22 protein-coding genes are annotated in these 22,494 nt (G+C 68.3%); 6 read left to right on the top strand and 16 right to left on the bottom strand.

From position 1 onward, the window contains the following. Nucleotides 1-15: 15 nt before the first annotated feature. The 5 genes from ACJ512_RS22810 to ACJ512_RS22790 all read right to left on the bottom strand — a co-directional run bounded on the left by ACJ512_RS22810 (nucleotide 16) and on the right by ACJ512_RS22790 (nucleotide 4,346). Nucleotides 16-663 (bottom strand): GAP family protein, encoded by a 648-nt coding sequence (locus ACJ512_RS22810; protein WP_407686710.1) that lies wholly within the window; start codon nucleotides 661-663, stop codon nucleotides 16-18. 32 nt (nucleotides 664-695) lie between these two features. Continuing rightward, complete coding sequence (locus ACJ512_RS22805) at nucleotides 696-1,055, bottom strand: hypothetical protein (RefSeq protein ID WP_407686711.1); 360 nt, start codon at nucleotides 1,053-1,055, stop codon at nucleotides 696-698. Between the two features lie 718 nt (nucleotides 1,056-1,773). Further along, the gene (locus ACJ512_RS22800) at nucleotides 1,774-3,168 is read right to left on the bottom strand and encodes an IS1380 family transposase (protein WP_461479798.1); all 1,395 of its coding nucleotides are present in this window, start codon (nucleotides 3,166-3,168) and stop codon (nucleotides 1,774-1,776) included. Between the two features lie 282 nt (nucleotides 3,169-3,450). After that, complete coding sequence (locus tag ACJ512_RS22795; protein WP_407689782.1) at nucleotides 3,451-3,798, bottom strand: DUF732 domain-containing protein; 348 nt, start codon at nucleotides 3,796-3,798, stop codon at nucleotides 3,451-3,453. 188 nt (nucleotides 3,799-3,986) lie between these two features. Further along, nucleotides 3,987-4,346, bottom strand: coding sequence for a DUF732 domain-containing protein (locus tag ACJ512_RS22790; RefSeq protein ID WP_407689783.1), 360 nt, complete (start codon nucleotides 4,344-4,346; stop codon nucleotides 3,987-3,989). A 212-nt stretch (nucleotides 4,347-4,558) separates the two neighbouring features. On the opposite strand from ACJ512_RS22790, the gene ACJ512_RS22785 reads away from it, so the two are divergent. The 4 genes from ACJ512_RS22785 (at nucleotide 4,559) to ACJ512_RS22770 (ending at nucleotide 9,528) form a co-directional block, all read left to right on the top strand. Continuing rightward, complete coding sequence (locus ACJ512_RS22785; RefSeq protein ID WP_407689784.1) at nucleotides 4,559-4,696, top strand: hypothetical protein; 138 nt, start codon at nucleotides 4,559-4,561, stop codon at nucleotides 4,694-4,696. Between the two features lie 507 nt (nucleotides 4,697-5,203). After that, nucleotides 5,204-6,460 carry an ISL3 family transposase gene (locus ACJ512_RS22780; RefSeq protein ID WP_369736942.1) on the top strand — a complete coding sequence of 419 codons (1,257 nt, stop codon included), beginning with the start codon at nucleotides 5,204-5,206 and terminating at the stop codon, nucleotides 6,458-6,460. A 409-nt stretch (nucleotides 6,461-6,869) separates the two neighbouring features. After that, a complete protein-coding gene (locus ACJ512_RS22775; protein ID WP_407689656.1) occupies nucleotides 6,870-8,018 on the top strand; it encodes a PPE family protein in 1,149 nt (382 codons plus the stop codon). A gap of 142 nt (nucleotides 8,019-8,160) precedes the next feature. Next, on the top strand, nucleotides 8,161-9,528 hold the full coding sequence (locus ACJ512_RS22770) for a PPE family protein (protein WP_407689657.1): 1,368 nt from the start codon (nucleotides 8,161-8,163) through the stop codon (nucleotides 9,526-9,528). Between the two features lie 417 nt (nucleotides 9,529-9,945). Here ACJ512_RS22770 and ACJ512_RS22765 read toward each other — a convergent pair whose 3' ends face one another. Next, complete coding sequence (locus ACJ512_RS22765) at nucleotides 9,946-10,290, bottom strand: DUF732 domain-containing protein (RefSeq protein WP_407689658.1); 345 nt, start codon at nucleotides 10,288-10,290, stop codon at nucleotides 9,946-9,948. 131 nt (nucleotides 10,291-10,421) lie between these two features. Beyond that, nucleotides 10,422-12,032, bottom strand: coding sequence for a PucR family transcriptional regulator (locus ACJ512_RS22760; protein WP_461479852.1), 1,611 nt, complete (start codon nucleotides 12,030-12,032; stop codon nucleotides 10,422-10,424). 84 nt (nucleotides 12,033-12,116) lie between these two features. Here ACJ512_RS22760 and pruA point away from each other — a divergent pair, with 84 nt between their 5' ends. Then, nucleotides 12,117-13,748, top strand: a complete 1,632-nt coding sequence (gene pruA / locus ACJ512_RS22755; protein WP_407688926.1) for an L-glutamate gamma-semialdehyde dehydrogenase — start codon at nucleotides 12,117-12,119, stop codon at nucleotides 13,746-13,748. Continuing rightward, nucleotides 13,748-14,722, top strand: a complete 975-nt coding sequence (locus ACJ512_RS22750; protein WP_407688927.1) for a proline dehydrogenase family protein — start codon at nucleotides 13,748-13,750, stop codon at nucleotides 14,720-14,722. Before pruA ends, ACJ512_RS22750 begins: the two co-directional genes overlap by 1 nt. A 187-nt stretch (nucleotides 14,723-14,909) precedes the next feature. Here ACJ512_RS22750 and ACJ512_RS22745 read toward each other — a convergent pair whose 3' ends face one another. The 9 genes from ACJ512_RS22745 to ACJ512_RS22705 are packed head-to-tail and all read right to left on the bottom strand — an operon-like array spanning nucleotide 14,910 to nucleotide 22,480. Then, nucleotides 14,910-15,518 carry a TetR/AcrR family transcriptional regulator gene (locus ACJ512_RS22745; protein WP_407688928.1) on the bottom strand — a complete coding sequence of 203 codons (609 nt, stop codon included), beginning with the start codon at nucleotides 15,516-15,518 and terminating at the stop codon, nucleotides 14,910-14,912. Next, the gene (locus tag ACJ512_RS22740; RefSeq protein ID WP_407688929.1) at nucleotides 15,515-16,399 is read right to left on the bottom strand and encodes an alcohol dehydrogenase catalytic domain-containing protein; all 885 of its coding nucleotides are present in this window, start codon (nucleotides 16,397-16,399) and stop codon (nucleotides 15,515-15,517) included. Before ACJ512_RS22740 ends, ACJ512_RS22745 begins: the two co-directional genes overlap by 4 nt. A 10-nt stretch (nucleotides 16,400-16,409) precedes the next feature. Beyond that, nucleotides 16,410-17,576, bottom strand: a complete 1,167-nt coding sequence (locus ACJ512_RS22735) for a lipid-transfer protein (protein WP_407688930.1) — start codon at nucleotides 17,574-17,576, stop codon at nucleotides 16,410-16,412. After that, nucleotides 17,573-18,028 (bottom strand): MaoC family dehydratase, encoded by a 456-nt coding sequence (locus ACJ512_RS22730; protein ID WP_407688931.1) that lies wholly within the window; start codon nucleotides 18,026-18,028, stop codon nucleotides 17,573-17,575. Before ACJ512_RS22730 ends, ACJ512_RS22735 begins: the two co-directional genes overlap by 4 nt. Next, the gene (locus ACJ512_RS22725) at nucleotides 18,025-19,140 is read right to left on the bottom strand and encodes an acyl-CoA dehydrogenase family protein (RefSeq protein ID WP_407688932.1); all 1,116 of its coding nucleotides are present in this window, start codon (nucleotides 19,138-19,140) and stop codon (nucleotides 18,025-18,027) included. Before ACJ512_RS22725 ends, ACJ512_RS22730 begins: the two co-directional genes overlap by 4 nt. A gap of 6 nt (nucleotides 19,141-19,146) precedes the next feature. Beyond that, a complete protein-coding gene (locus ACJ512_RS22720) occupies nucleotides 19,147-19,545 on the bottom strand; it encodes a Zn-ribbon domain-containing OB-fold protein (protein WP_407688933.1) in 399 nt (132 codons plus the stop codon). Next, entirely contained in the window at nucleotides 19,545-20,090 is a 546-nt protein-coding gene (locus ACJ512_RS22715) for an FAS1-like dehydratase domain-containing protein (RefSeq protein ID WP_407688934.1), read from the bottom strand. The genes ACJ512_RS22720 and ACJ512_RS22715 overlap by 1 nt, the downstream gene beginning before the upstream one ends. An 18-nt stretch (nucleotides 20,091-20,108) precedes the next feature. Beyond that, a complete protein-coding gene (locus ACJ512_RS22710) occupies nucleotides 20,109-21,293 on the bottom strand; it encodes an acyl-CoA dehydrogenase family protein (RefSeq protein ID WP_407688938.1) in 1,185 nt (394 codons plus the stop codon). Nucleotides 21,294-21,295: 2 nt separating this feature from the next. Next, on the bottom strand, nucleotides 21,296-22,480 hold the full coding sequence (locus tag ACJ512_RS22705) for a cytochrome P450 (RefSeq protein ID WP_407688935.1): 1,185 nt from the start codon (nucleotides 22,478-22,480) through the stop codon (nucleotides 21,296-21,298). Nucleotides 22,481-22,494 lie beyond the last annotated feature (14 nt).

The following is a 22,494-nucleotide window of genomic DNA, read 5'->3' as shown; positions in this document are numbered from 1 at the left end:
GGCAGCGGGCGACGCTCAATGACCGGTCAGGGCGGCCAGCAGTAGGACACCGCCCACGACGGTGAGCAGGGCGGCCACCTCGACGCGGCGCCGAGAGCGGATCCAGTCGTGCAGCGCCGCCACGGACGTGCGCGTCGCCCGCGGTGCCAGCAGGTAGGCCAGCAGTGGGATCTCCACGAACGCGAAGGCCACGGCGTTGAACAACAACAACGCGCCGACCTGCGTCGCGGCGGCCGCACCCGAGGCCAGGATGACGGCCAGCGCGGCCAGATAGTCCACCGACGGCAGGGCGATGCCCAGGCCGGCCACCGCGGCGACCCACAGCGAGCGCCCGTGCAGCAGCCGGTGTGTCCGCGCGGGCAGCCGCACCGAACCGGACCGCCCGGTGGCGACCCGGACGGCCAGGACGGCGGCGACGAGCAGCGCGAGCAGCCCGATCAAGATCTGGACCCTGGGCAGGGTGAAATAGGTGGAGCGCACCAGAATGCGCCGAAAGACGAACAAAACGGCCAGGCCCACCGTCATTCCCATCGCGAAACCGCCGCACAGGAAGGCGAGCAGTTGCAGCAGCGGCCGCGGCCGGTTCAGCATCAGCACCGTCATCCCGATACGGAACGGTTCGAGGCTCACGGCGACGGCCATCACCAGGATGGTGATCAACATGGCGAATCGTGGTTGCGGACGGGCGTGTCCGTTCAGACTGCCCAGTGGGCGAGCTCGCGGCGGCGATAGTGCTCGACGCAGACGGCCCGCCTGGTCAGATCGTTCGTCGTCGGGGGAACCGATGCGGGGGAGGCGGGGACGACGCCGGCCGGGTCGCGGCCGTGGGATCGCGACGGTGCGGCCCTGCCCTCGATTGCGGCGCTCGTGAGTCTGCGAACAGCCTCGTGGTGGTGATCGCGGTGCTCATCGTGTTCGGTGATGGCTCCCCCGACGCCGGCCGTGGTGCGGGTGACGCTAGGGGTGATATCCGCCAGGACGGCACTCATTCCGGCGTCGTGTGCGTCCACCGCGGGTACCGGCAGCAGCATCGCGGTCAAGCCAGCCGGCAGCACGTCGAGCAGCCCCGCGCTGCAGGCAACTCCCTGGCAGAGGGGATAACGGACGAGTTCTGCATGGCGTCAGGTTACCGGTCCTCACCTCACCGCATGCGGGCTGTGCTCGGCACCCACGCCGTGTGCTGGACGGTTCGGCACAACCCGGCGTGCGCCGGGACCTGGCCATTGGAGGGCGCGCGGCCGCACGCCCAGGACCTGGCGTGTGTTCGACCACGATGGGGCACGGCGGCGCGGATGGTGCGTGCGCCGCGCGCTGGCTGGGCATTGAGTTGGGCACCATCTCGCGCGTAGCCCGTCGGCTCGGCTAGGGCGTGGAGTCGGTGCGCTCCCGGGTACGCCAGACCGGGCATCGATGCCGGGTGCGCCGGTAGGCGGCGGCCAGCCTTCCTCGAAGGAATGCAGCGAGCAAGCCGCAACGACCAGTTTCCGATAGCGAAACGTTACGGTCGGCCACGAAGCCCTCCAGAGCGAGTGCCGTTCCCGGACAGCTCAGACCCTGATTTTTCAGCCGGCTTGTGATGATCTTGTTTTCGGTGATCGGGTCGGTGACGGCTGCGCTGTTGGGACGCGCTGACGGGGTTGGAAGCTGTTGGGCGATGGCGTAACTGGGTGCGCACACGGCTGCGGCGGCGGGGTAACCGGTTTCGGGCGTGGCCGATCGCGGTGTGAGGTTCGGGATGTGTTGCGAGGGTGTGCTTTTAGGTGCGGGTGGCGGTCAACCGAAGGCTGGTAGTGCCCGGATGCGGTGCAGCGCCGCGATGAACGCCTGCAGGTGCGGGTAGGCGGCGCCGAAGCGCAGATGCAGGCGCCGGCCGTGGCGCACCAGCCGGGCGGCGACGTTGAAAAACGCCAGGCGTAGTCGTTTGCCGCGCGCTCGACGTACCGTGCGGGGTAGCGCCAGGGTGCGCAACCACAGCGCGATGTTGTGGGCGAGCGCGGCAGCGTGCCAGTACAGCCAGTTACCGAAGAACGATTGCACCGGGGCGTGGATCATCCCGAAGTCGTTCTTGAGCGCCCGGATGGTGTCCTCGGGGATACCACCGCGCAGCCGGTGATGCGCCTCGACCTCGGCTGCGCTGAGCCGCTCGGCAGAAACGTTGGTGATGATCGCGTGCAACCGCCAGCCATCCAGGTCATCGAAGGCCAACTGGTCACCGCACCCTTTGGGTTGACGGCGCACGATCAACCGCACGCTGCGCCCGAGCAACGTAGTGGTGGTCTGGGCGATCTGGCTGCCTTTGTCGGTCTCATGCCCCAACGCCGCAACCCATGCCGTGCCCGGATCGGTTGCCAGGGCGTGAATTACGGCCGCGACCGGCTTGTACTGTTTGACCGTGACCGAGTAGTCCGCGTCGTGGCGTTCGGCCGCCTCGATCACCTGCTGCTGATAGCCCGCCGAGTCGACCCGCAGCCACAACCGGTACTTACCGCGGCAACCGGCCGGGATCGCACTGACACACTCATCGATGAAGCTACCCATCGCCCGACCGTCGTTGGCCGCCCCGCCCCGGGCCCGCAGTGCGAGCACATCCCCGGTCTCCCCGCACACCCCCACCAGCGGGGACAGGGCGGTTTGTCCGGTACGCGAAAACGCGCTGCCTTCTTTGCCCGGCCCGTAGGTGGCCACCCGGGTGGCGTCGGGGTCGATGGTGAGCCGATCGCCCTCAGGGGCGGCGCCGGCCGCCCAGGCTCGACGCAGCATCACCCGGTTGACCGCGGCGGCCTTGACCACCCGACCCAAATCCGCACCCGCCAAAAACCGCCACAACGTAGGTACCGACGGCAACGCGTTGGTCCCGCGCAGCACCGTGGTTGCCGGGTCGGCCAGTAACGCCCGATCACTCAAGAAGTCCCCACCGGCCAGCAGTGTCTCGGTCAGCGCCCGGTAGCACTGCCCACCGGTGTAGCCACCCGGCCCGATCGGGCGCAGCCCACGCCGATCGGCCTCGGCGACCACGTTGAGCCGGTCCAGCAGCGGACCCCATAACGCGACCCCCGCCACCGGCGTCAGATCGTCCTCCGACGCGGCAACCACCGGGTGCGGCACGGCGCGCTGCGGACTCGCCAGCACCACATCATCGACATCGAACAACAAACCGGTAGCATTCACCTCGCGGGTGCCCTTCTGCTCGGGACAGCATGACTGTTGACACCATGATTTTCCCTTGCACGAAGGGCACTTTCGCATCACGACACGGCGATCACCCCACACCAGGCTGAAAAATCAGGGTCAGACTTCACCCGGACGTCTTCGTCATGTCACCACGCCACACCGCTACCGACGTTCGCGATTCCGAAGCATGCACGCCCGCAATCGGTTCCACCACCGCGTTGCCGAGGAAATGTGGTCGCCGCCTATAAGTTCCCAGCGATCGGCTCGGATAGCTACCCGCTACGGTTGCGCGCCTTCACCAACGGGCTGATCGTCACTGGCGGCAATGATGGGCTGATTGCAGTACGCCCCTCGGGCGATGGTCACGAAGTGGCCGGCCTGTGTCAGAGGCAACTCGGGATTGGCATTTTTCACCCCGCGAGCGGTCTGTGCCGCGGTGTGTCCGTCCGCAATGTAGTCACACACCTCCCGGGCCGCGGCTATAGCTGCGGCCCGGTCCGGGAACTGGATACCGGCCTGATTCAGTTCATTGAAGTAGCCGGTATCATCGGCGTGGGCAGTCACGGGCGCCGCGAAGGTGGCGATTCCAGCCGCGATCAACATCGGCTTGACCAATTTCGTTGTCACTGTTGCCTCCCTATCAACATCACCTGAGCCGGTTGGCTCTCTGCGACGAACCAAAAGACATCCTGAAACCTTGCGTAGCCATAGCCGGATTTGGCGGTGGGGGCACCCGTCGCCGCCCGTCAACGGTGCCCACGCACCGTGCACAACTGAAAAGCCGGAACCGTCCAGGCACTCGCTCATCACGTTCTTCAACCGCTGATAGCAGGCGACAACTCGCCCGGGCAGTAGGTCTCTCCGGCAATCTCGACGAATTGGAGGCAGTTGTTGTTGGAGAGATGGTGATTCCGGATCTTCAGTGCGCGTGCGACGACGGACGGGGAGCGTCCTTCCGCAAGATAGCTACAGACCCCCTTGGCCGTGGACACGGCGTCCTGCGCGTCCGCGAACTCGATGCCGGCGCGATCGAGCTGATCGAAGAATATGGCGTCGTTGTAGTCGGCATGCGCGGACGCAGCCAGGCCGATCGCCGTCAACACGCCAGCCGCGGACAAAGCCGATCTCGTCAACCACATAGCTGCGGAAGTCTTCTCGCTGTCGACTAACTCCACTTGGGCGGAAGGTAAAGAAAACCTGAACACTGGTCGTCGGGTTTCCGACATCACGGTGCCACCTGCCCGAAGTTGAACCGCCCCAGGCTATTCGGGGACGCCTTCGGTCGTGGGCGAGGAAGGGTGTCAGGTCCAAGCCTTCTTTCCGCGAAAGCGGACCGGGGTGTCCTCGGTTGCACCAATCGAAGCTAATTCCCCGAATAATGTTGTTGATGACCTACTTCCGCTTCGACTCTGCAACTGAGGGCAAGGTCATCAAGGTTGCCTCGATGATCGCCGAAGCCCCCTGCGAGGCACTGCCGGACGTGCATCGTCGAGCGCTCGACCGCCGGCGAACGCTTGGTCGATGAATCCGAGAAGGTCTTCGCCGCCGAAGGCGGTTGCCGTGGGTGCCTTTCCGGGGCGATGGTCGGGAGTCGTTTTCACAAGGGCCGCAACGGTTCTGTGAGTTCGGAATCGGGTGGTGTGTGCATTTGTTTCGCGCACCTCTGCAGCTCAAAGTCGCAGTGGCGCAGAGGGGCACCCGTAGCGGAGGTCCCCAAACCGGTTTGGCGTCGCGGCTTCCCCAACGGTTCGAGGCCCGTGCGCCGGGGAAGCTAATTCCGCAGGTTTTCTCGAGTCCCGTGGAAATTGGCGATGACCTCACCGTTCGGTGCGGGGACGGCATTTGCTCATCAAATTTCTGGTCATGCTAAATGTGCGTCAGTAACCAACAGTTCATCTGTAAATTACCGATTGGACCATTGGCTCTTGTGACGTTGTCGTGGGTTCGCTGACCTGGGAATTTGGGCGCAACGCCGTGTCCTGCTTACGTTTTGGACTGTCTAGGGTTCAATCCGCGAGAAGGAGCTACGGCGTTGCGCATGTCCAGGGTATTGGCGAGCGGTCTGGGTGACCAAAACATGGTGATCGAGGACGTGACGATCGAGACCGAGACCACGGGTCGGAAGCAGCCGAAGACCTCCGAAGTTCTGGTGTTCTCGGTGCGGCCCAAGGCGTCGCAGGCGGGCCGGTGCTCGCGGTGCCGGAAGCGGTGCCCGGGCTATGACGCGGGGGGCCGGGACGGGAACGGGATCAGGCGCTGGCGGACCCTGGATGTGGGGACCACAAAGGCGTATCTGCAGGCCGCGGCCCCGCGGGTGGCATGCGGCGAGCATGGGGTGGTGGTTGCGCATGTGCCGTGGGCGCGGCCGGGCGCCAAACACACCTGGGCGTTCGAGGACACCTGCGCGTGGCTGGCCGCGCACACCGCATTGAGTGTGCTCACGGTGCTGCTGCAGATCGCCTGGCGCACCGTGGCGGCGATCGTGACCAGGGTGGTGGCCGATGGCCGCGACACCAACGACCTGCTCGCCGGACTGTCGCGGATCGGCATCGACGAGATCGCCTACCGCAAGGGACATCGCTACTTGACGTGCGTGGTTGACCACACGACAGGCCGGCTGGTGTGGGCCGGCGAGGGCCGCAACCAGGACACGCTGGGCCGGTTCTTCGATCAGCTCGGCGCCGAGCGGGCCAAGCTGCTCACCCACGTCAGCTGCGACGGGGCGGAATGGATCCACGCCCTGGTGCGTGCCCGCGCGCCGCAGGCGCTGATTTGCCTGGATGGGTTTCATGTCGTGGCCTGGGCCATGAAGGCACTGGACAAGGTGCGGGTACGCACCATGACCCGCGCCGGGATCACCGATCGGCACGCCATGTGGGCGACCCGCAAGAACCCGGCTGACCTGTCCTGCGAGCAGCGCACCAGCCTCGCTAAGATCGCCGACACCAACCGCACCCTCTACCGGGCGTATCTGCTCAAAGAGCAACTACGCGAGGTGTTTCGGGTCAAGGGCACCCACGGGCGGCAGCTGCTGGCCGGCTGGCTGTCGTGGGCGTCGCACTCACGCATCCCCGAGTTCGCCGCGCTGGCCCGCAGCATCCGCCGCTACCGCGACCTCATCTGGAACACGCTCGATCACGGCCTGTCCAACGCCCGATCCGAAGCCACTAACACCCACCTGCGGGCATTAACCAAACGCGCCTACGGATTCCACAGCCCAGACGCACTCATCGCCATGGCCATGCTCACCCGAGGCGGCCTCTGCCCAGCACTACCCGGACGGAAATGACCCACTACAACGTCAGTAGATCCGGACCATTTCTGCCGTCCCTCTATTCACCGCAAGAGGTTGTCATTTCAGCGGTTGAAGACTGGCTCACCCGAGGGGCGCAGGCGTGATCGTGGCCGCTTGCCTGCCGCGGTGAGCTGCACCATGACCTGCCGATTGGCGACAGCGCGGAAGGCGGTGAGCGCTGATGGAGCGCAACTGAAACGGCGTTGCCGGCTACGCGCCCGGCCAACTTTCTCAGTCGCTTCAGTCTCGATATAGCCACGCCGACGCGCCTTAGCGAAGCGCCAAAATTGATGACCAAAAGCACGGCGGTGTTACTGCATTTCCCGCCCGAGGCGGTGCCGTTGGCGAACCGCAATCTTTACCAGCAAAGCCCGAAAATATGTCCAGGAGATTGGGGAAATAAATGGTTGTGGACTATAGCTTGTTACCGCCGGAGATCAACTCGGGGCGCATGTACGCCGGCCCCGGATCGGGTTCGCTGGCAACCGCCGCAGCGGCCTGGGATTCGCTGGCGATCGAGCTCAATTCAGCAGCGGCACAGTACAAGTCGGTGATTTCCGGCTTGACCGTTGGGCGGTGGACCGGCCCGTCGGCGACGGCGATGGCGACCGCCGCCCAGACGTATGTGACGTGGTTGTACAACACCGCCACCCTGGCCGAACAAACGGCAAGCCAAGCCAAAGCCGCCGCCAGTGCCCACGCGGCGGCACTGGCCGCCCACGTCCCGCCGCCGGTGATCGCATCCAACCGTTCCCTGCTGGTTGCGCTGATCGCGCACAACTACTTCGGGCAGTACAGTGCGGCGATCGGGGAAACCGAGCGGCAATACGCGCAGATGTGGGCCCAGGATGCCACCGCGATGCACGGCTATGCCCGATCCTCTTCTGCCGCTGCGCAACTCGCTCCGTTTCACCAACCGGCGCAGAACACCAACCCGACCGGGCAAGCGGCCCAATCCGCCTCGGTTGCCCAGGCCACCGGCAACAGCACCGGAGCGAGCATGCCGTCGTGGCTGCAACAAATACTCGGGAACGGCGACTTGGTCAACGCGGACGGCTTACTCAACCAGACGGCCGGGTACGGGGGTCAGGCGTTCGGCAACGGCACCGCCTCCTGGGCCGATATGGCAAATGCCCTCAGCAACGCCAACAACGGCGCCGGTTTGTTGACGTGGGCGGCCGAAAACCCCGGCGGCCTCGCCGAAACGCTCAACCCGGCATTCGTGGGTCCGGCGGCGTTGAGCTTCGGCGGTGGGGCGGCGCGCGCCGCGGCGACAGCCGGGGCCGTCGGGAGCGCGGGTCAGGCACTCAAGATCGGCGCGTTGTCGGTGCCGATGAGCTGGGCAACGCCCGCCGCTGCGATCACGCCGGTGTCTTTCACCTTGCCAGTCAGCAGCGCGGCCGGCATCCCGGCCGCCGCCGGTGGCTTCCCGGGCGGGGCGTTCGGCGAGACCATGCTGGGCACCCTGGCCGGCCGTGGTCTCGGTGGGGCGACAGAGCGCGCGGCCACCCGCCGGCGCAGTGTGGTGTCCCACTCGCCCGCGGGCGGCTGAACCACTCCGACCGGGGCCGGATCTGGCGGCGTGCCCCGCTGCCCGCGCGGGTCGTCGTAGCTGGTCCCGGGCCAAACAACCTGGCTGGCGGGGACTTGCGCGTATCTACTAAGCGTAGCTAACAAGAAAGTGGGTAAAACCCATGGATTTCGGATCGCTTCCACCGGAGATCAACTCCGGGTTGATGTACACGGGCGCCGGGGCGGCGCCGCTGCTGGCGGCCGCGGCGGCATGGGACTCGCTGGCCAACGAACTGGATTTGACGGCGACCGGTTACGCCTCGGTGGTCTCGCAACTAACGGGCATCGAGTGGACCGGTCCGTCCGCGATGACCATGGCGAGGGCGGTCGCTCCCTATGTGGAGTGGCTACAGACCAGCTCCGCACAAGCCGAGCGGACCGCGATACAAGCCAAGGCGGCCGCGGCGGCCTATGAGGTGGCGTTTGCCGCGACCGTGCCGCCCCCGGTAATCGCCGCCAACCGGGCGACGCTGGCCGCGCTGGTCGCCACGAACTTCTTCGGACAGAACACGCCCGCGATCATGGCGACCGAGGCGCACTACGCCGAGATGTGGGCGCAGGACGCCGCCGCGATGTACACCTACGCGGGTGCCTCGTCGTCGGCGAGCGTGCTCACACCCTTCCGCGAACCGCCGCTGACCACCAACGCGCCCGGGCTGGACACGCTGGCCGGCGCGGTCGCCCAGGCTGCCGGCAGCGTCGCGCCCCACACCCAGACCCTCGCGTCGACCACTGCGAGCTCCTTGAGCCCGTCGGGGATAGCATCGTTTCTCAATTCCGCGGACGGCGGTTTAACCGTCCAGGCCCTGGGCTGGCTGAATCAGGGGATTGGCGACACTACAAACGTCCCGTTGGGTTACACCACTGCCTTTTACACCGTCGGCACCAACGGCTTCGGTTATTGGCGTGAAGGCATCGTACGCGGCGGGATCGCTGGCTATACCTGGTTCGAGGGGCTGGGCGGATTCAACAACTTGTCCGGTGCCGGTGGGTATCTCGGCGATCTGGGTAGAACTGCGTTGCTCGGGCCGAACGTTGTCGGCTTGCCGGCTGCGGGCATGGCACAGGGGTATGGGATCGGCGCGTTGTCGGTGCCGTCGAGCTGGGCCACGGCCGCGGCTGTCGAAACCAACCCGGTGGCACTGTCGCTGACGGCCAGCAGCGCCGGCGCCGCCCCGGTTGCCGCCGTCGGCCTGCCGCCGGGGATGGCGATGCAAGAGGCGATGGTAGGCACGATGTCCGGGGGCGGCGCGGCGTCCGCGGTGGCGGACAGCCACGGCGGCGGTCGAGGCGGCAGGAACGGCGGGGGCAAAGATGAGAAGGCGAAGGACGGGGAGGGGTCGGCCGCCGCCCTGATCATGGCCAGCGGCTGGCTGGCGTCGACGCTGGCGTACAACAACCGCAGACGGGTGGAGCCGGCATCGGCGTTACTACCGCTGCCACCGGACTGGCAGGAGGAATTGGCCGCCAACGAATTCGCGTGGGGTTAGCGCGAAGAGGAGCGTCAACCGGCCCTCGCGGTCGCGGCGTAGGCGTTGAAGATGTCGCAGGTGTTGGCGGAGGGGCAAGGCCCGGCGGCTTTGGGGAGGCGCAAAAGCTCCGGGCGGGAGGGGCTTTGAGCATCGCGGCGTGCAGCCAGGCGACCTTGCCGGGTACCGGTCTCGATCTTTCGGATATCGCCACCCGGACGTCGCCGATGCGGCGCGCGGCCGGTCGCCCAACGTGAGCCCATCCCCGACGATCTCAGCGAAAAGCAGCGCATGGCCCGCAAGCGTGCGTCCAGCGCGGCCCACATTTGTGCACGCCGCACGGCGATCGCCGAACCCGTCATCGGCCAGAGCGGACCAGGGCGGCGCGGACCGGGATTTCGTCGCCCTCAGCGCAGGATGAAAACCTGACCCGCGATCCTAGCCGCCGCCGCCTCCGCCCATCGGCGGCATCGGGCAGTAGGCGCCCCGGGCGAGGTTCACGAACCGAACGGCTTGAATCGGCGAAAGCTTGGGGTTTTGTTCTTCCACCATTTGCACGGTTTCGTCTTCGGTGTGCCGGTCCGCGATGATGTAGGAACAGACAGCTTTGCCGCTGGATATAGCCTTGTCCGCGTTGGGGTATTCGATCCCCTCTGCGTTGAGCGCCTCGATGAATGCGTCATCATTGCCGTCGGCGTGGGCGACGCCAAATGCGACGAACGAGGTTGTCGTACAGGTGATGGCCAAAAGCAGCAGCTTCGTCGCGCGCATGATGTCTCCCACCTCGAGATCCGAAAAGAGCTTCGGCAGAAAGCATACGACACGATCGGCAGGGTGGGCTCGCCGAAGCGTGGCGGCGTCGACAGGGTCGCCGCACAGCCGATGGCGCTGCTGGGGGCCGATCGATCTTGTCGCTAAGGCGATCTTTCTACGATGCGCAGTCCGAGTGAAAATAGCAGGCGCGCTTCGGGATCGGCCAGCGATACCGACAGCAGCTTCTCGATCCGTCGTATCCGGTAACGCACGGTGTTGGGATGCACCTGCAGCGCCGACGCGGCGGCGCCGACGTCGCCGAAGCTGTCCAGGTAGACGCGCAGGGTCTCGGCCAGCACCGGGTCCCGGGCGTGCAGGTCGCGTATCCGTGGATCCACCAACCGCTTCTCGGCGGCGACCACGGTGACGATCTCGTCGAGCAGGACGGTGGTGCGCGCCTCGTCCAGCGACGTGACCTGACCGATCGAAACCGGATGGCGCTCAGCGCTGTCGAGTACACGGTCCACCTCGGTGCGCGCCGCCGCGACAGCCGCCAGACCGGCGACCGGCGCCGCGATGGCGGCCCGCAGCTCGATACCGAGTTCGGCGCGCAGGGCGCCGATCGTGCCGCGGACCCAGGAGGTGACCGACCGCGTCGTCGCGGTCTGCGGCAACAGCACATAGATCCGGGAGCTGTGTGAGACCACCCGGGCGTCGCCGCGAAACGCGCTCGCGCTCAACGCCACGACATCGGACAGCCGCGGCGGGCGCGGCGCGGTGGTGTCCGCGGTATCCCAACCGATCAGCACCGCGCTGCCGTCGACGGCCAGGCCCAGCTCCGCGGCGATGGCGGACACCGCGGCCGGCGAGGCGGGCGCGCCGTCCGTCAGGCCCATCAGCTGCTGCACCCGCCGCGTCTGCGTAGACGGCCGCGCCGCCAGCCGCGCCATGATCCGCGCGGCCAACACGGCCGCGCCCCGCAGCACCTCCTCGGCGTCGTCGGCCAGCGGTCGCGACCCCTGCTGCACCCAGATGGTGCCGGCGAACACCGGGGCGCGGCGCGCGCCGGCCGCCGGCTGGTAGATCCCGACCGCCAGCCGCGGCCGCAGCCCCAGCGCCGGTCGCTCGTCGACGCGCACCACCTCGCTGCCGGCGCGCAGCGCGTCGAAGATGCCCCACTGGCCGATCCACTTGAGGTGCTCCGGCGGGCCGGCCCTGCCCAGGATGGAGAGCCGGCGCAACTCGTCGGCCTCGTCGTTGGAGGCCGAATAGGCGAGTACCTGGGACTCGGCGTTCTCGATGCTGACCATGCCGTGGATGCGGTCGGCCAGCGACTGAGCCAGCCCGAACAGATCGGTGCCCGAGTCGTCCGCCGGGTCGGCGCGGTCCCCGTGATGCTCCAGCACGTGGTTGACCAGCTGGTAGAGCCGCTCCCAGCGGGCCCGCGGCTCCACGGCCACCACCGCCGACCCGGCCGCCACCGCCTTGGTCACCAGCGCGTCGGAGGGCTCCTTGACGAAGATCGCCACGGGCACGCGCTCGCGCGCCTGCTTGTCCACCCAGCGCAGGGCTTCGTCGTCGGCGACGCCGAGCAGGAAGAAGATGTCGGCCGAACCGGCCGCCGCCGCCAGTCCCAGGCGCACGTCGTCGGAATCGACCAGCGCCGCGGACCCCACCGGCAGGTCCAGGCCGCGAGGTGCGCCCACCAGGCTGACCAGGGTCGCGTCCAACGCGAGCAGCAACTGACCAAGTCCGACACCAGCCGCCCGCATATTGTTGGATTGTACTACGTAGTCCGACCAATCCTGTCCGATCGGACAAACATATCGGGGGCCGCGGCGGGGACCCTGGCAGGCATGGATGCGATCACCCAGGTGCCAGTACCCACCAACGAACCGGTCCACGACTACGCCCCCCGTTCCCCGGAACGCGCGCGGCTGATCGCCGAGCTGGCCGCGGTGGCCGACCACCCGATCGACCTTCCGCACGTGATCGGCGGCAAGCACCTGATGGGCGACGGCGAGCGGATCGACGTCGTGCAGCCACACCGGCACGCCGCGAAGCTGGGGACGCTGACCAATGCCGGGCACGCCGAGGCCACCGCCGCGGTCGAGGCCGCGACAGCCGCCAAGAACGACTGGGCGGCAATGCCCTTCGAGGAACGTGCCGCGGTGTTCCTGCGCGCGGCCGACCTGCTCGCGGGCCCGTGGCGGGAGAAGATGGCCGCCGTCACGATGCTCGGCCAGTCCAAGTCGCCGTACCAGGCCGAGATCGACGCGGTCTGCGAGCTGATCGACTTCTGGCGCTTCGACGTCGCGTTCGCCCGCCAGATCCTCGACCAGCAGCCGCTCAGCGGGCCGGGTGAGTGGAACCGCAGCGACTACCGCCCGCTGGACGGTTTCGTCTACGCCGTCACCCCGTTCAACTTCACCTCGATCGCGGCGAACCTGCCGTCGGCCCCGGCGCTGATGGGCAACACCGTCGTGTGGAAGCCGTCGATCACCCAGACGCTGGCGGCCTACCTGAGCATGCAACTGCTCGAGGCCGCCGGATTGCCATCCGGGGTGATCAACCTGGTCACCGGGGACGGTTTCGCGGTCTCCGACGTGGCGCTGGCCGACCCGCGGCTGGCCGGCATCCACTTCACCGGGTCCACGGCCACCTTCCAGCACCTGTGGCAACAGGTGGGCGCCAACATCGGCCGCTACCACAGCTACCCGCGGCTGGTCGGCGAGACCGGCGGCAAGGACTTCGTCGTCGCACACACCTCGGCGAATCCGCGGGTGCTGTCCACGGCCCTGATCCGCGGGGCGTTCGACTACCAGGGCCAGAAGTGCTCGGCGGCATCGCGGGCCTTCATCCCGCATTCGGTGTGGCAGCGCATGGGTGACGACTTCCTGGGCGAGGCGGCGGCGCTGCGCTACGGGGACGTCACCGACCTGGCCAACTTCGGTGGCGCGGTGATCGACCGCCGCGCCTTCGCCAAGAACGTCAACGCCATCGAGCGCGCCAAGGGCGCCGCCGGCGTGACCATCGCCGCGGGCGGCGAATACGACGACAGCGAAGGCTATTTCGTGCGCCCGACCGTGCTGCTGTCCGACGACCCGACCGACGAATCCTTCTCGACCGAATACTTCGGGCCGATACTGTCGGTGCATGTCTACCCCGACGACCAATACGAGCGCATCCTCGGCGTCGTCGACACCGGCTCCCGCTACGCGCTGACCGGAGCGGTCATCGCCGACGACCGGCGCGCGGTGCTGACGGCGCAGGACCGGCTGCGGTTCACGGCCGGCAACTTCTACGTCAACGACAAACCGACCGGGGCGGTGGTCGGGCGCCAGCCGTTCGGCGGGTCGCGGGGCTCGGGCACCAACGACAAGGCCGGGTCGCTGCTGAACATGGTGCGCTGGGTGTCGGCACGCACCATCAAGGAGACGTTCGTCCCGCCGACCCACCACAGCTACCCGCACATGGAATCCGACTGATGGGCGGGGTCTTCGCCAACACGCTGCGTCCGGCGATCCTGGCGGCCGGCCGGCGGGAGGGGTTGCGCCGCACCGCCGAACGGTTGCCGGTCACCCGCAAGGTGGTGCAGCGGTTCGTGCCCGGGGAGACGATCGGGTCGGTGTTGAACAGCGTCGCCGCGCTGCGCGGCTCGGGGTTCTGTGTCAGCATCGACTACCTCGGTGAGGACGTGACCGGCGCCGACGACGCCGAGGCGGCGGCGCAGGTGTACCTGGACCTGATCGACAGGCTGGGCCGGCTCGGCGACCGCGTCGAGGTCGGCGCGCGGCCCCTGGAGGTGTCGCTGAAGCTGTCGGCGCTGGGGCGGTCGCTCGACCGCGACGGCGAGAAGATCGCCCGGGAGAACGCCTTTGCGATCTGCGAGGCGGCGCAGCGTGCCGGGGTGTGGGTGACGGTGGACGCCGAGGACCACACGACGACGGATTCCACGCTGACGATCGTGCGCGACCTGCGGGCCGATTTCCCTTGGCTGGGAACCGTTTTACAGGCATACCTGCGCCGAACACCCGGGGACTGCGCGGAATTCGCCGCGGCGGGAGCGCGGATCCGGCTGTGCAAGGGCGCCTACGACGAACCGGCGTCGGTGGCCTACCGCGACCCCGCCGCGGTCACCGACTCCTACCTGCGCTGCCTGCGGGTGCTGATGGCCGGTTCGGGCTATCCGATGGTGGCCTCCCACGATCCCGCCGTCATCGAGGCGGTCCCGTCACTGGCGCGCGAATCCGGCCGTGGGGTCGACGATTTCGAGCACCAGATGCTGTTCGGCATCCGCGACGACGAGCAGCGGCGGCTGGTCGCCGCCGGCAACCGGGTGCGGGTCTACGTGCCGTTCGGCGACCAGTGGTACGGCTATTTCATGCGGCGCCTGGCCGAGCGGCCCGCCAACCTGACGTTCTTCCTGAGGGCGCTGGCGTCTCGCGGTCACCGGGCGTGAACGGGTGGCGGGATTTCGTGACGGGCTGGTGGCGTCGCCACCGGAGACGATCACCACCGCCTGCGATGCCGCGTGTTTCGCCTCGCCGGACCGGCCGCAGGCCACCAGCAACGCCGTCGCCGCCATCACCGCTGTCGTGAGCGTCAGGATTCGTCGCACAACGCAGGATGCTAGCGGCCGGCGCCGGTCACTGAGACCGCTTCGGCCGCGAGCGGTCGCCGGCGAAGCCGCGCACCACGTGCGCGCGCACGAATTCCGCGGCCACCTCGGGGTTGCCCATGTCCAGGGTGGACGACGGCGTGCTGAACAGCGAGAAGAGTATCCGCGCGAACCATTCCGCGGCGGCGTCCACGTCGAGGTCCTTGCGCACCTCACCGGTCAGCCTGGCCGCCGACAGGTAGGGCTTGAAGAAGTCGACGCACTCGCGCAGCAGCACGGCGGCATCCTTGGTGAGCAGCAGGCTGACCGCGTCCTCGTCGAAGTACCGCTCGGCGGCGATGACCCGGCGCGCCTGGGTGACGAACACCGCGGCGCGGCTGAGTTTGTCCTCGAGTGAGCCGCCCTGGTCCATCGCCTTGGACATCTCGCGGTAAAACCGCTGGGAGGCGAGTTCGGCGCACGCCTCGACGATCGCGGCCTTGTCGCTGAAGTACTCGTAGACCGTGCTGCGCGACACGCCGGCCTTCTTGGCGATGTCGACGATCGTCGCCTTCTGCAGACCCTGCTTGCCGAAGCAGGCATACGCCGATTCGACGATGAGCTCGCGCGTTTCGATGGCCTGAGCCTGGGGCGTCATGGCACCAGCGCGCCCCTGGGCATCGACCCCGTGTCGGCCGCGGCGTAGGCGGCGTTGATGTCGGCGAGGCGGAAGGGCCTGGGCAGCAACCGGCGAAACGGAAAGCTGTTGTGCTGCAAGAAGGAAAGGCCGATCGCCAGCGTGACCGGGTCGTAGAACATCACCCCGCGCACGGATTTGTTGCCGTAGACCAGGACGCTCGGGTCGAGTTCGAAGGTGCGGCCCATCCCGACGTTGCCGACCTCGAGCAGCGTGCCGCCGTTGTTGAGGAAGCCGATTCCGTCCGGGATGACCGCCGGCACGCCGACGACCTCGAGCACCCAGTCGGCCCCGATGCCGTCGGTGAGCCCGTGCACCCGCTCGCTGAGCTCGGCGGCCGACAGACCGCCGGCGTCGAGACAGTGGGTGGCACCGAAATCGGCGGCGACGTCGAGCCGTTCGGGGACCTTGTACAGCGGCTGGCGTGCGCTGGTGCAGTAGTACTCGGCGTGCGCGGCGACGAAGTGCGGCTCCTGCTCGTGGGTGCGGTACTCGCCGGCCATCAGGTTCTGGCAGGCGCGGGGGCGTCCCCGCGAGCAAGCGTGGCATGAGCCGCAGAACCAGAAGTACGGCGTCACCACGCGATCGCCCACCGCCAGCGGTTGGCCGGTCGCGTCGGTGGTCAGCCCCTCGCCGCGTTCGGCTATCTCACCGACCATTTCGTGGCCCATGGCGAACGGGCACGGCAACGGCAGTTCGCCCCGGAAGATGTGCAGATCCGATCCGCAGATCCCGGCCATCCGCAGCTTCAGCGCGGCCGTCTCCGGCGCCGGGTCCGACAGCGGAAATTCGGCCAGCTCGATCGGGCCGCCGGGTGCGGTCAGCAGCGCGAGCGTGGGCATCGGGTCCCTCCTAGCCGGCCGGTGCGAGGATCAGGCCGCTGGTGGGCACTCCGGTTCCCGACGTGACGAGGACGTGCTCGACGTTGTCGACCTGGTTGTGGGAGGTGCCGCGCACCTGGCGCACCCCCTCGGTGATGCCGTTCATCCCGTGGATGTAGGCCTCGCCGAGCAGCCCGCCGTTGGTGTTGATCGGGAACTCCCCGCCCAGCGAGAGCCGTTCGACGGTGGCGAAGTCCTTGGCCTCGCCGCGCCCGCAGAAGCCGAGCTCCTCCAATTGGGCGAACACGAACGGCGTGAAATGGTCGTAGATGAACGCGGTTTGGATGTCCTGGGGCTTCAGGCCGGAATCGCGCCACAGCCGTTGGGCCACCACGCCCATCTCGGGGAGCCCGGTGATGTCCTCGCGGTAGTAGCTGGTCATCATCTCGCCGTCGGCGGCCGCGCCCTGGGCGGCCGCGGTGATGATCGCCGGCGGCTGGCGCAGGTCGCGGGCGCGTTCGGCGCTGGTCACCACCAGCGCCACCCCGCCGTCGCTTTCCTGGCAGCAATCCAGCAGGCGCAGCACGGGTTCGATGATCCAGCGCGAATTCTGGTGGTCTTCCAACGTGATCGGGCGCTGGTAGAACCAGGCGTCGGGGTTGGTCGCCGCGTGCTTGCGGTCCACCACGGCGATGCGGCCGAAGTCCTCGTTGGTCACCCCATAGGTCGACATGTAGCGCTGCGCGTGCATCGCGACCCACGCCGCGGGGGTGAGCAGCCCGAACGGCGCGTAGTGCGCCATGAACAGCGGCGTCCCCAGGTCGGTGCGCCCGCTGCCGCCGAAGCGCATGCCGGAGCGTTCGTTGAACGCGCGCCAGCACACCACCACGTCGGCCACGCCCGTGGCGACGGCCATCGCCGCGTGCACCACGGTGCCCGAGGCCGCGCCGCCGCCGTGATGCACGCGGGAAAAGAAGCTCAGGTCGCCGATGCCCACATTGCGGGCGATGTCGATCTCGTCGCTGGAGTCCATGGTGAAGGTGACCATGCCGTCGACGTCGGCGGGCGCCAGGCCGGCGTCGTCGAGTGCGGCGCTGACCGCCTCGCACGCCAATTGCAGTTCGCTGCGCCCGGATTCCTTGGAGAATTCGGTCTGGCCGATCCCGACGATCGCGGCGGCGCCGGGCAGCGCGCTCACGCGCGCTCCCCGTCGAGCAGGCTGAGTACCGCGGTGCCGGAGACGTGATCGCCGAGGCTGTTGGAGGCCTTGAAGGTCACCTCGACGAAGTTCTCGCCGCCCGAGCCCTCGCTCTTGCCGGTCACGCTGCCGGTGAACCGCAGCGGATCGTCGGGAAAGCACGGCACCCCGAGGCGAATCGAGAGGTTCTTGACCATCGCCTCGGGGCCGGCCCAGTCCGTCAGGAAGCGCACGCAGTAGCCGTTGCTGGTCAGGATGTTCATGAACAGGTTCGGTGAGCCCTGCTTGTTGGCGTAGTCCCGGTCGTGGTGCACCGGCATGAAGTCGCGCGTCGCGATCGCTCCGGCGACGATCATCGTGGTGGTGATGGGGACGTCGAGCGGGGTCACCTCGTCGCCGACATTGATGTCGGCCCACTTCAGGGTGGTGGTGCGTGCTTGCGTGGTGGTCATCGGTGTCCTTCGGAGTAAGCGCTGCCCATGGCGGCGAGCTGGGCGGAGGCGGGGCCGAGCGCGAGCTCGTTGTGCTTGGCCCACAGGAAGTAGCGGTGCAGGGGATAGGTGACGTCGATACCGATGCCGCCGTGCACCTGTTGGGCGGTGGCGGCGACGCGGGCGCCGGCCTCGGCGGCCCAGAACTTCGCGATGCGGGCCGCGCGGCGGGCCTCCGTTGCGGGCCGGTCGTTCGCGACCAGCCAGGCCGCGTGCCAGGTGGTCCAGCGGATCGCCTCGACGTCGATGAACGCGTCGGCCAGCCGCTGCTGCACCGCCTGGAAGCTGCCGATCGGCCGGCCGAACTGCTCACGCCCGCTGGTGTAGTCGGCGGCCAGCCGCAACGCGCGCTCGCAGACGCCGAGCTGGATGGCGCACAGCCCGATGAGCGCGCGGGTGTGCAGGTCGTCGAGCGTGGCGTCGAGCCGGTCTTGCTCGGAAACCGTTGCGCCGTCCAGGAACAGGTCGGCGTGCGGTTCGTGGTTGGTGGTCGCCACCGGCCGGACCTCGACGCCGGGAGCGTCGGTCGCGAGCAGGAACAGGCCCGCCTCGCCGTCGTCGGTGGCGGCGGGGACCAGGATGGTGTCGGCGATCTGGGCGGCTGGCACCAGTTCCTTGACGCCGTCGAGGCGCCAATTCGGACCGTCGCGGCGGGCGGTGGTGCCGGGGTTCGTCGGGTCGGAGCGGCCGGGTTCGTTCAAGCCGGCGGTCAGGATGCGGGCGCCCGCGACGACGTCGGGCAAAAAGCGTTGCCGTTGCTGCGCGGTGCCGTGCCGGGCGATGGGGTCGGCCCCCAGCACCAGGGTCGCGTACGCGGGAACCGGCGCGACGCTCCAGCCCACCTCGGCCAGCAACACCCCGAGTTCCACGAAACCGCCGCCGTTCCCGCCGAACTGCTCCGGCAGCGCGGTGCCCAGCAGGTCGGCGGACGCGAGTTCGCGCCAGAGCCCCGGGTCGTGGCGGGTCGCGCCGGCTTCGAGTTCGGTGAGTCGCTCGGGGGAGGCGCGGCGCTCGAGAATGTCGCGGGCGAGCTTACCGATCGTCTCCTGCTCCTCGGTGAAGGCGAAATCCACGACAACTCACCCCACCGGCCGGAATTGGTGCAGCACCAGGCCGTCATCGAATGCCTGGTAGAAGACCTCGACATCCATCCCGACCCTGACGTCGGCCGGGTCGATGTCGCACAGGTTCGACACCAGCCGTACGCCCTCGGCGAGCTCGACCAGCACGACGATGTAGGGGTAGTCGAGGAAGGGGAATTTCGGTTCGTGCGGCATCACGTAGCTGTAGACGGTGCCGCGGCCGCTCGCCTCGACCGCCTCCCAGTCCAGCGACCGGCACGCCGGGCACATCGGCCGGGGCGGGTGGCGCAGCGCCCCGCAGCCGCCGCAGCGCTGGATCAGCAGCTTGTGCTCACGCAGGCCGTTCCAGAAGAACTCGGTGTCCTTGCTGATGGCCGGGGCCAGCCGGGCCGCCATCAGCGTTCCGGCCTGAATCGCAGCACCCGGAATCGCTGCCGCCCCAGCACCTCACCGCTCTGGTCGGTGTAGGTGGTCAGCCAGGTCAGGAAGAAGCCGGTGCCCAGCGCGGTCTTCTTCTCCTCGGAGACCGATTCGTAGACCGCCGTGGCGCTGATGACGTCGCCCAGCCGGGGATAGCGCTCGATCTCGAACTCCGAGTTGGTGGCGACGGTGCTGGTGTAGCCGGCCTCGTCGAGGAACGCCGTTGGGTTGCCGGTGATCTCGACCGGGGCGCCGCCCCGCTCGCCGATGCCTTCCAGTTTGGGCGACGGCATCGTCCAGGTCTGCAGCATGACCGGCGGCGACACGATGCCACCGAACCGCGACGATGCCGCGAACTCCGGGTCGAGGTAGACCGGGTTCATGTCGGCCATGGCGTAAGCCCAGTGCCGGATCATCGGCTGGTTCACCGGATCCGGCGCCACCGAGGGCTTCCCGCTGCCGCCGGTGGGCTGGCCGACGAGGGCCCGCACCTTGGCGCTGACGGTTTCTGGGTCGGTCACTGCGTTGGTCCTCCTTGACTACGTGGTGGCGCGAAGGTCGCGGGGCGCGCGGGGCATGCCCAGCCCGGCCATGGCAATGATGTCACGCTGGATCTCGTTGGCACCGCCGCCGAAGGTGTTGATGACCGCGAACCGGTACGCGGCCTCCAGCGCCCCGCGCAGCGGTGCGTCGGCGCCGCGGCGTAACCCGTTGTGGTCCAGCACTTCCAGCAGCTGGCGGGCGACCTGCTGGGTGAGCTCGGTGCCGAACACCTTGGCCGCCGACGCTTCTCCCATGCTGAGCACCCCCTTGGTCATCGCGGCGTTGACCCGCAGGTTCACGAGTTTGTACGCGGCGACCTGGGCCTCGACGCGGGCGAGCGCGAGCCGCACCCACGGCTGGTCGATGACGCGGCCGCCGTCGAGTTCGGTGGTGGCGGCCCAGTCCAGCGTCTTCTCGAACAGCGGCTCGAGCCCGACGAGGTTGCCCAGGGCCGCGCGCTCGAAGTTCAACTGCGTGGTGATCAGCTGCCAGCCCTGGTTCTCGCCGCCCACCAGCGCGCTGGCCGGCACCCGCACGTCGTCGTAGAAGGTGTAGAACGTCGAGACTCCCGGCATGGTGTGCAGCGGCTGCCAGGAGAACCCGGGCGACGAGGCGGGCACGATGAGGATGGAAATGCCCTTGTGCTTCTTGGCATCCGGGTCGGTGCGCACGGCCAGCCAGACATAGTCGGCGTACGCGGCGCCGCTGGTGAACATCTTCTGGCCGTTGATCACGTACTCGTTGCCGTCGCGCACCGCGGTGGTGCGCAACGAGGCGAGGTCGCTTCCGGCGCCGGGTTCGGAGTAGCCGATCGCGAACTCGACGCTGCCGTCCAGGATCGCCGGCAGGAACTTGCGCTTCTGCTCCTCGGTGCCGCACTGCATCAGCGTCGGCCCGACCGTGTTGAGCGTCACCAGCGGGATCGGGGCGTCGGCTCGGCGAGCCTCCTCGGCGAAGATGAACTGCTCGATCGCCGAGAAGCCGCGCCCGCCGTACTCTTTGGGCCAGCCGACCCCGAGCAGGTCGGCGGCCGCCAGCGCGCGGATGCACTCCCGCACCTCCGGGCCGCCCTCCACGCGCTCGCGGACCGCGGCGGCGCGCTCGGGCGTCATCACCCGCTCCAACGACGCGCGGATCTCGGCGCGCAGGCGCTCCTGCTCCGGCGTGTACTCGAGGTGCACCGTCAGGCCCCGAGCCGTACCGGCATGCACTTGACCCCGGGCACCATGGTGGCCCGCATCCGGTCCACCTCGCCCACCAACTCCAGCCGGGGAAACCGGAGCAGCAACTCCTCGAACAGTACGCGCGCCTCCAGGCGCGCCAATTGCGCTCCCACACAGGAATGTTCGCCGCAGCCGAAGGCGATGTGCGGGTTGGGGTTCCGGGTGACCTTGAACTGCTCGGCGTCGGGGCCGAAGATGTCCTCGTCGCGGTTGGCCGACCCGTAGAGCATCACCACGACGTCGCCCGCGGCGATGTGCCGGCCGCGGATCCCGACGTCGGCGGTCGCGGTGCGCGCCATGTGGACCACCGGGCTGTTGAAGCGCAGCATCTCCTCGACTGCGCCCGGGATCAGCGTGGGATCGCCTGCCAGCAGCCGGCATTGGTCCGGGTGGGCGATCAGCGCGCACATGCCCAGCGCGATCAGGTTGCGGGTGGTCTCGTTGCCGGCGACCAGCAGCAGGAACGCGAAGTTGAGCAGGTCTTCGTCGGTGAGGCGATGCCCGTCGATCTCCGCGCCGGCCAGCACCGACAACAAGTCGTCGCGGGGGGCGGCGCGGCGGGACGCGACGAGCTTCTGGAAGTACTCGTAGAGCTGCCCCAGCGCGACCATCGAGTCGAGCTCGATCTCCGGGTCGGCGGTTCCGGTGGCCGCATCCGACCACGCCCGGAACTGCTCCCAGTCGTCGGGCGGGGCGCCGATCAGCTCGGCGATCATGCGGGTGGGCAGCGGAGCGGCGATCTCCTCGGCGAACTCGTGCACGGAATCCGGCTGCAGGGGATCGAGGATGCCCCGCACGATCTCGCGGATCTTGGGCTCGAGCACCGCCACGCGCCGCCGGGTGAATCCCGAGTTGATCAGCTTGCGCAGCTGCCGGTGCCGCGGCGGGTCGGTGAAGATGAGGTTGCCCTCCTGCACGGGGTTGGCCATGTGCGGGTCCGGGATGGTGATGCCCTTGGTCGAGGTGAACAGGGCCGGGTTTCCCGACACGAACCGGATGTCCTCGTATTTCAGCAGCGCCCAGAAGTTGGTGACATCGTTCCAGCAGACCGGGTTGGTCGCGCGCAGCTCCCGGTACGCCGGGTAGGGGTCGCCCGCGTAGAAATCCGGGGAGTGCAACAAAGAAGCGGGCAAAGTGGTCTGCACGGCAGAGCCTTCCT

This window comes from Mycobacterium cajalii, assembly GCF_045809005.2.
In the GTDB taxonomy this organism is placed as follows: Bacteria; Actinomycetota; Actinomycetes; order Mycobacteriales; family Mycobacteriaceae; genus Mycobacterium.
This window is presented reverse-complemented; position numbering and strand designations above follow the sequence as displayed.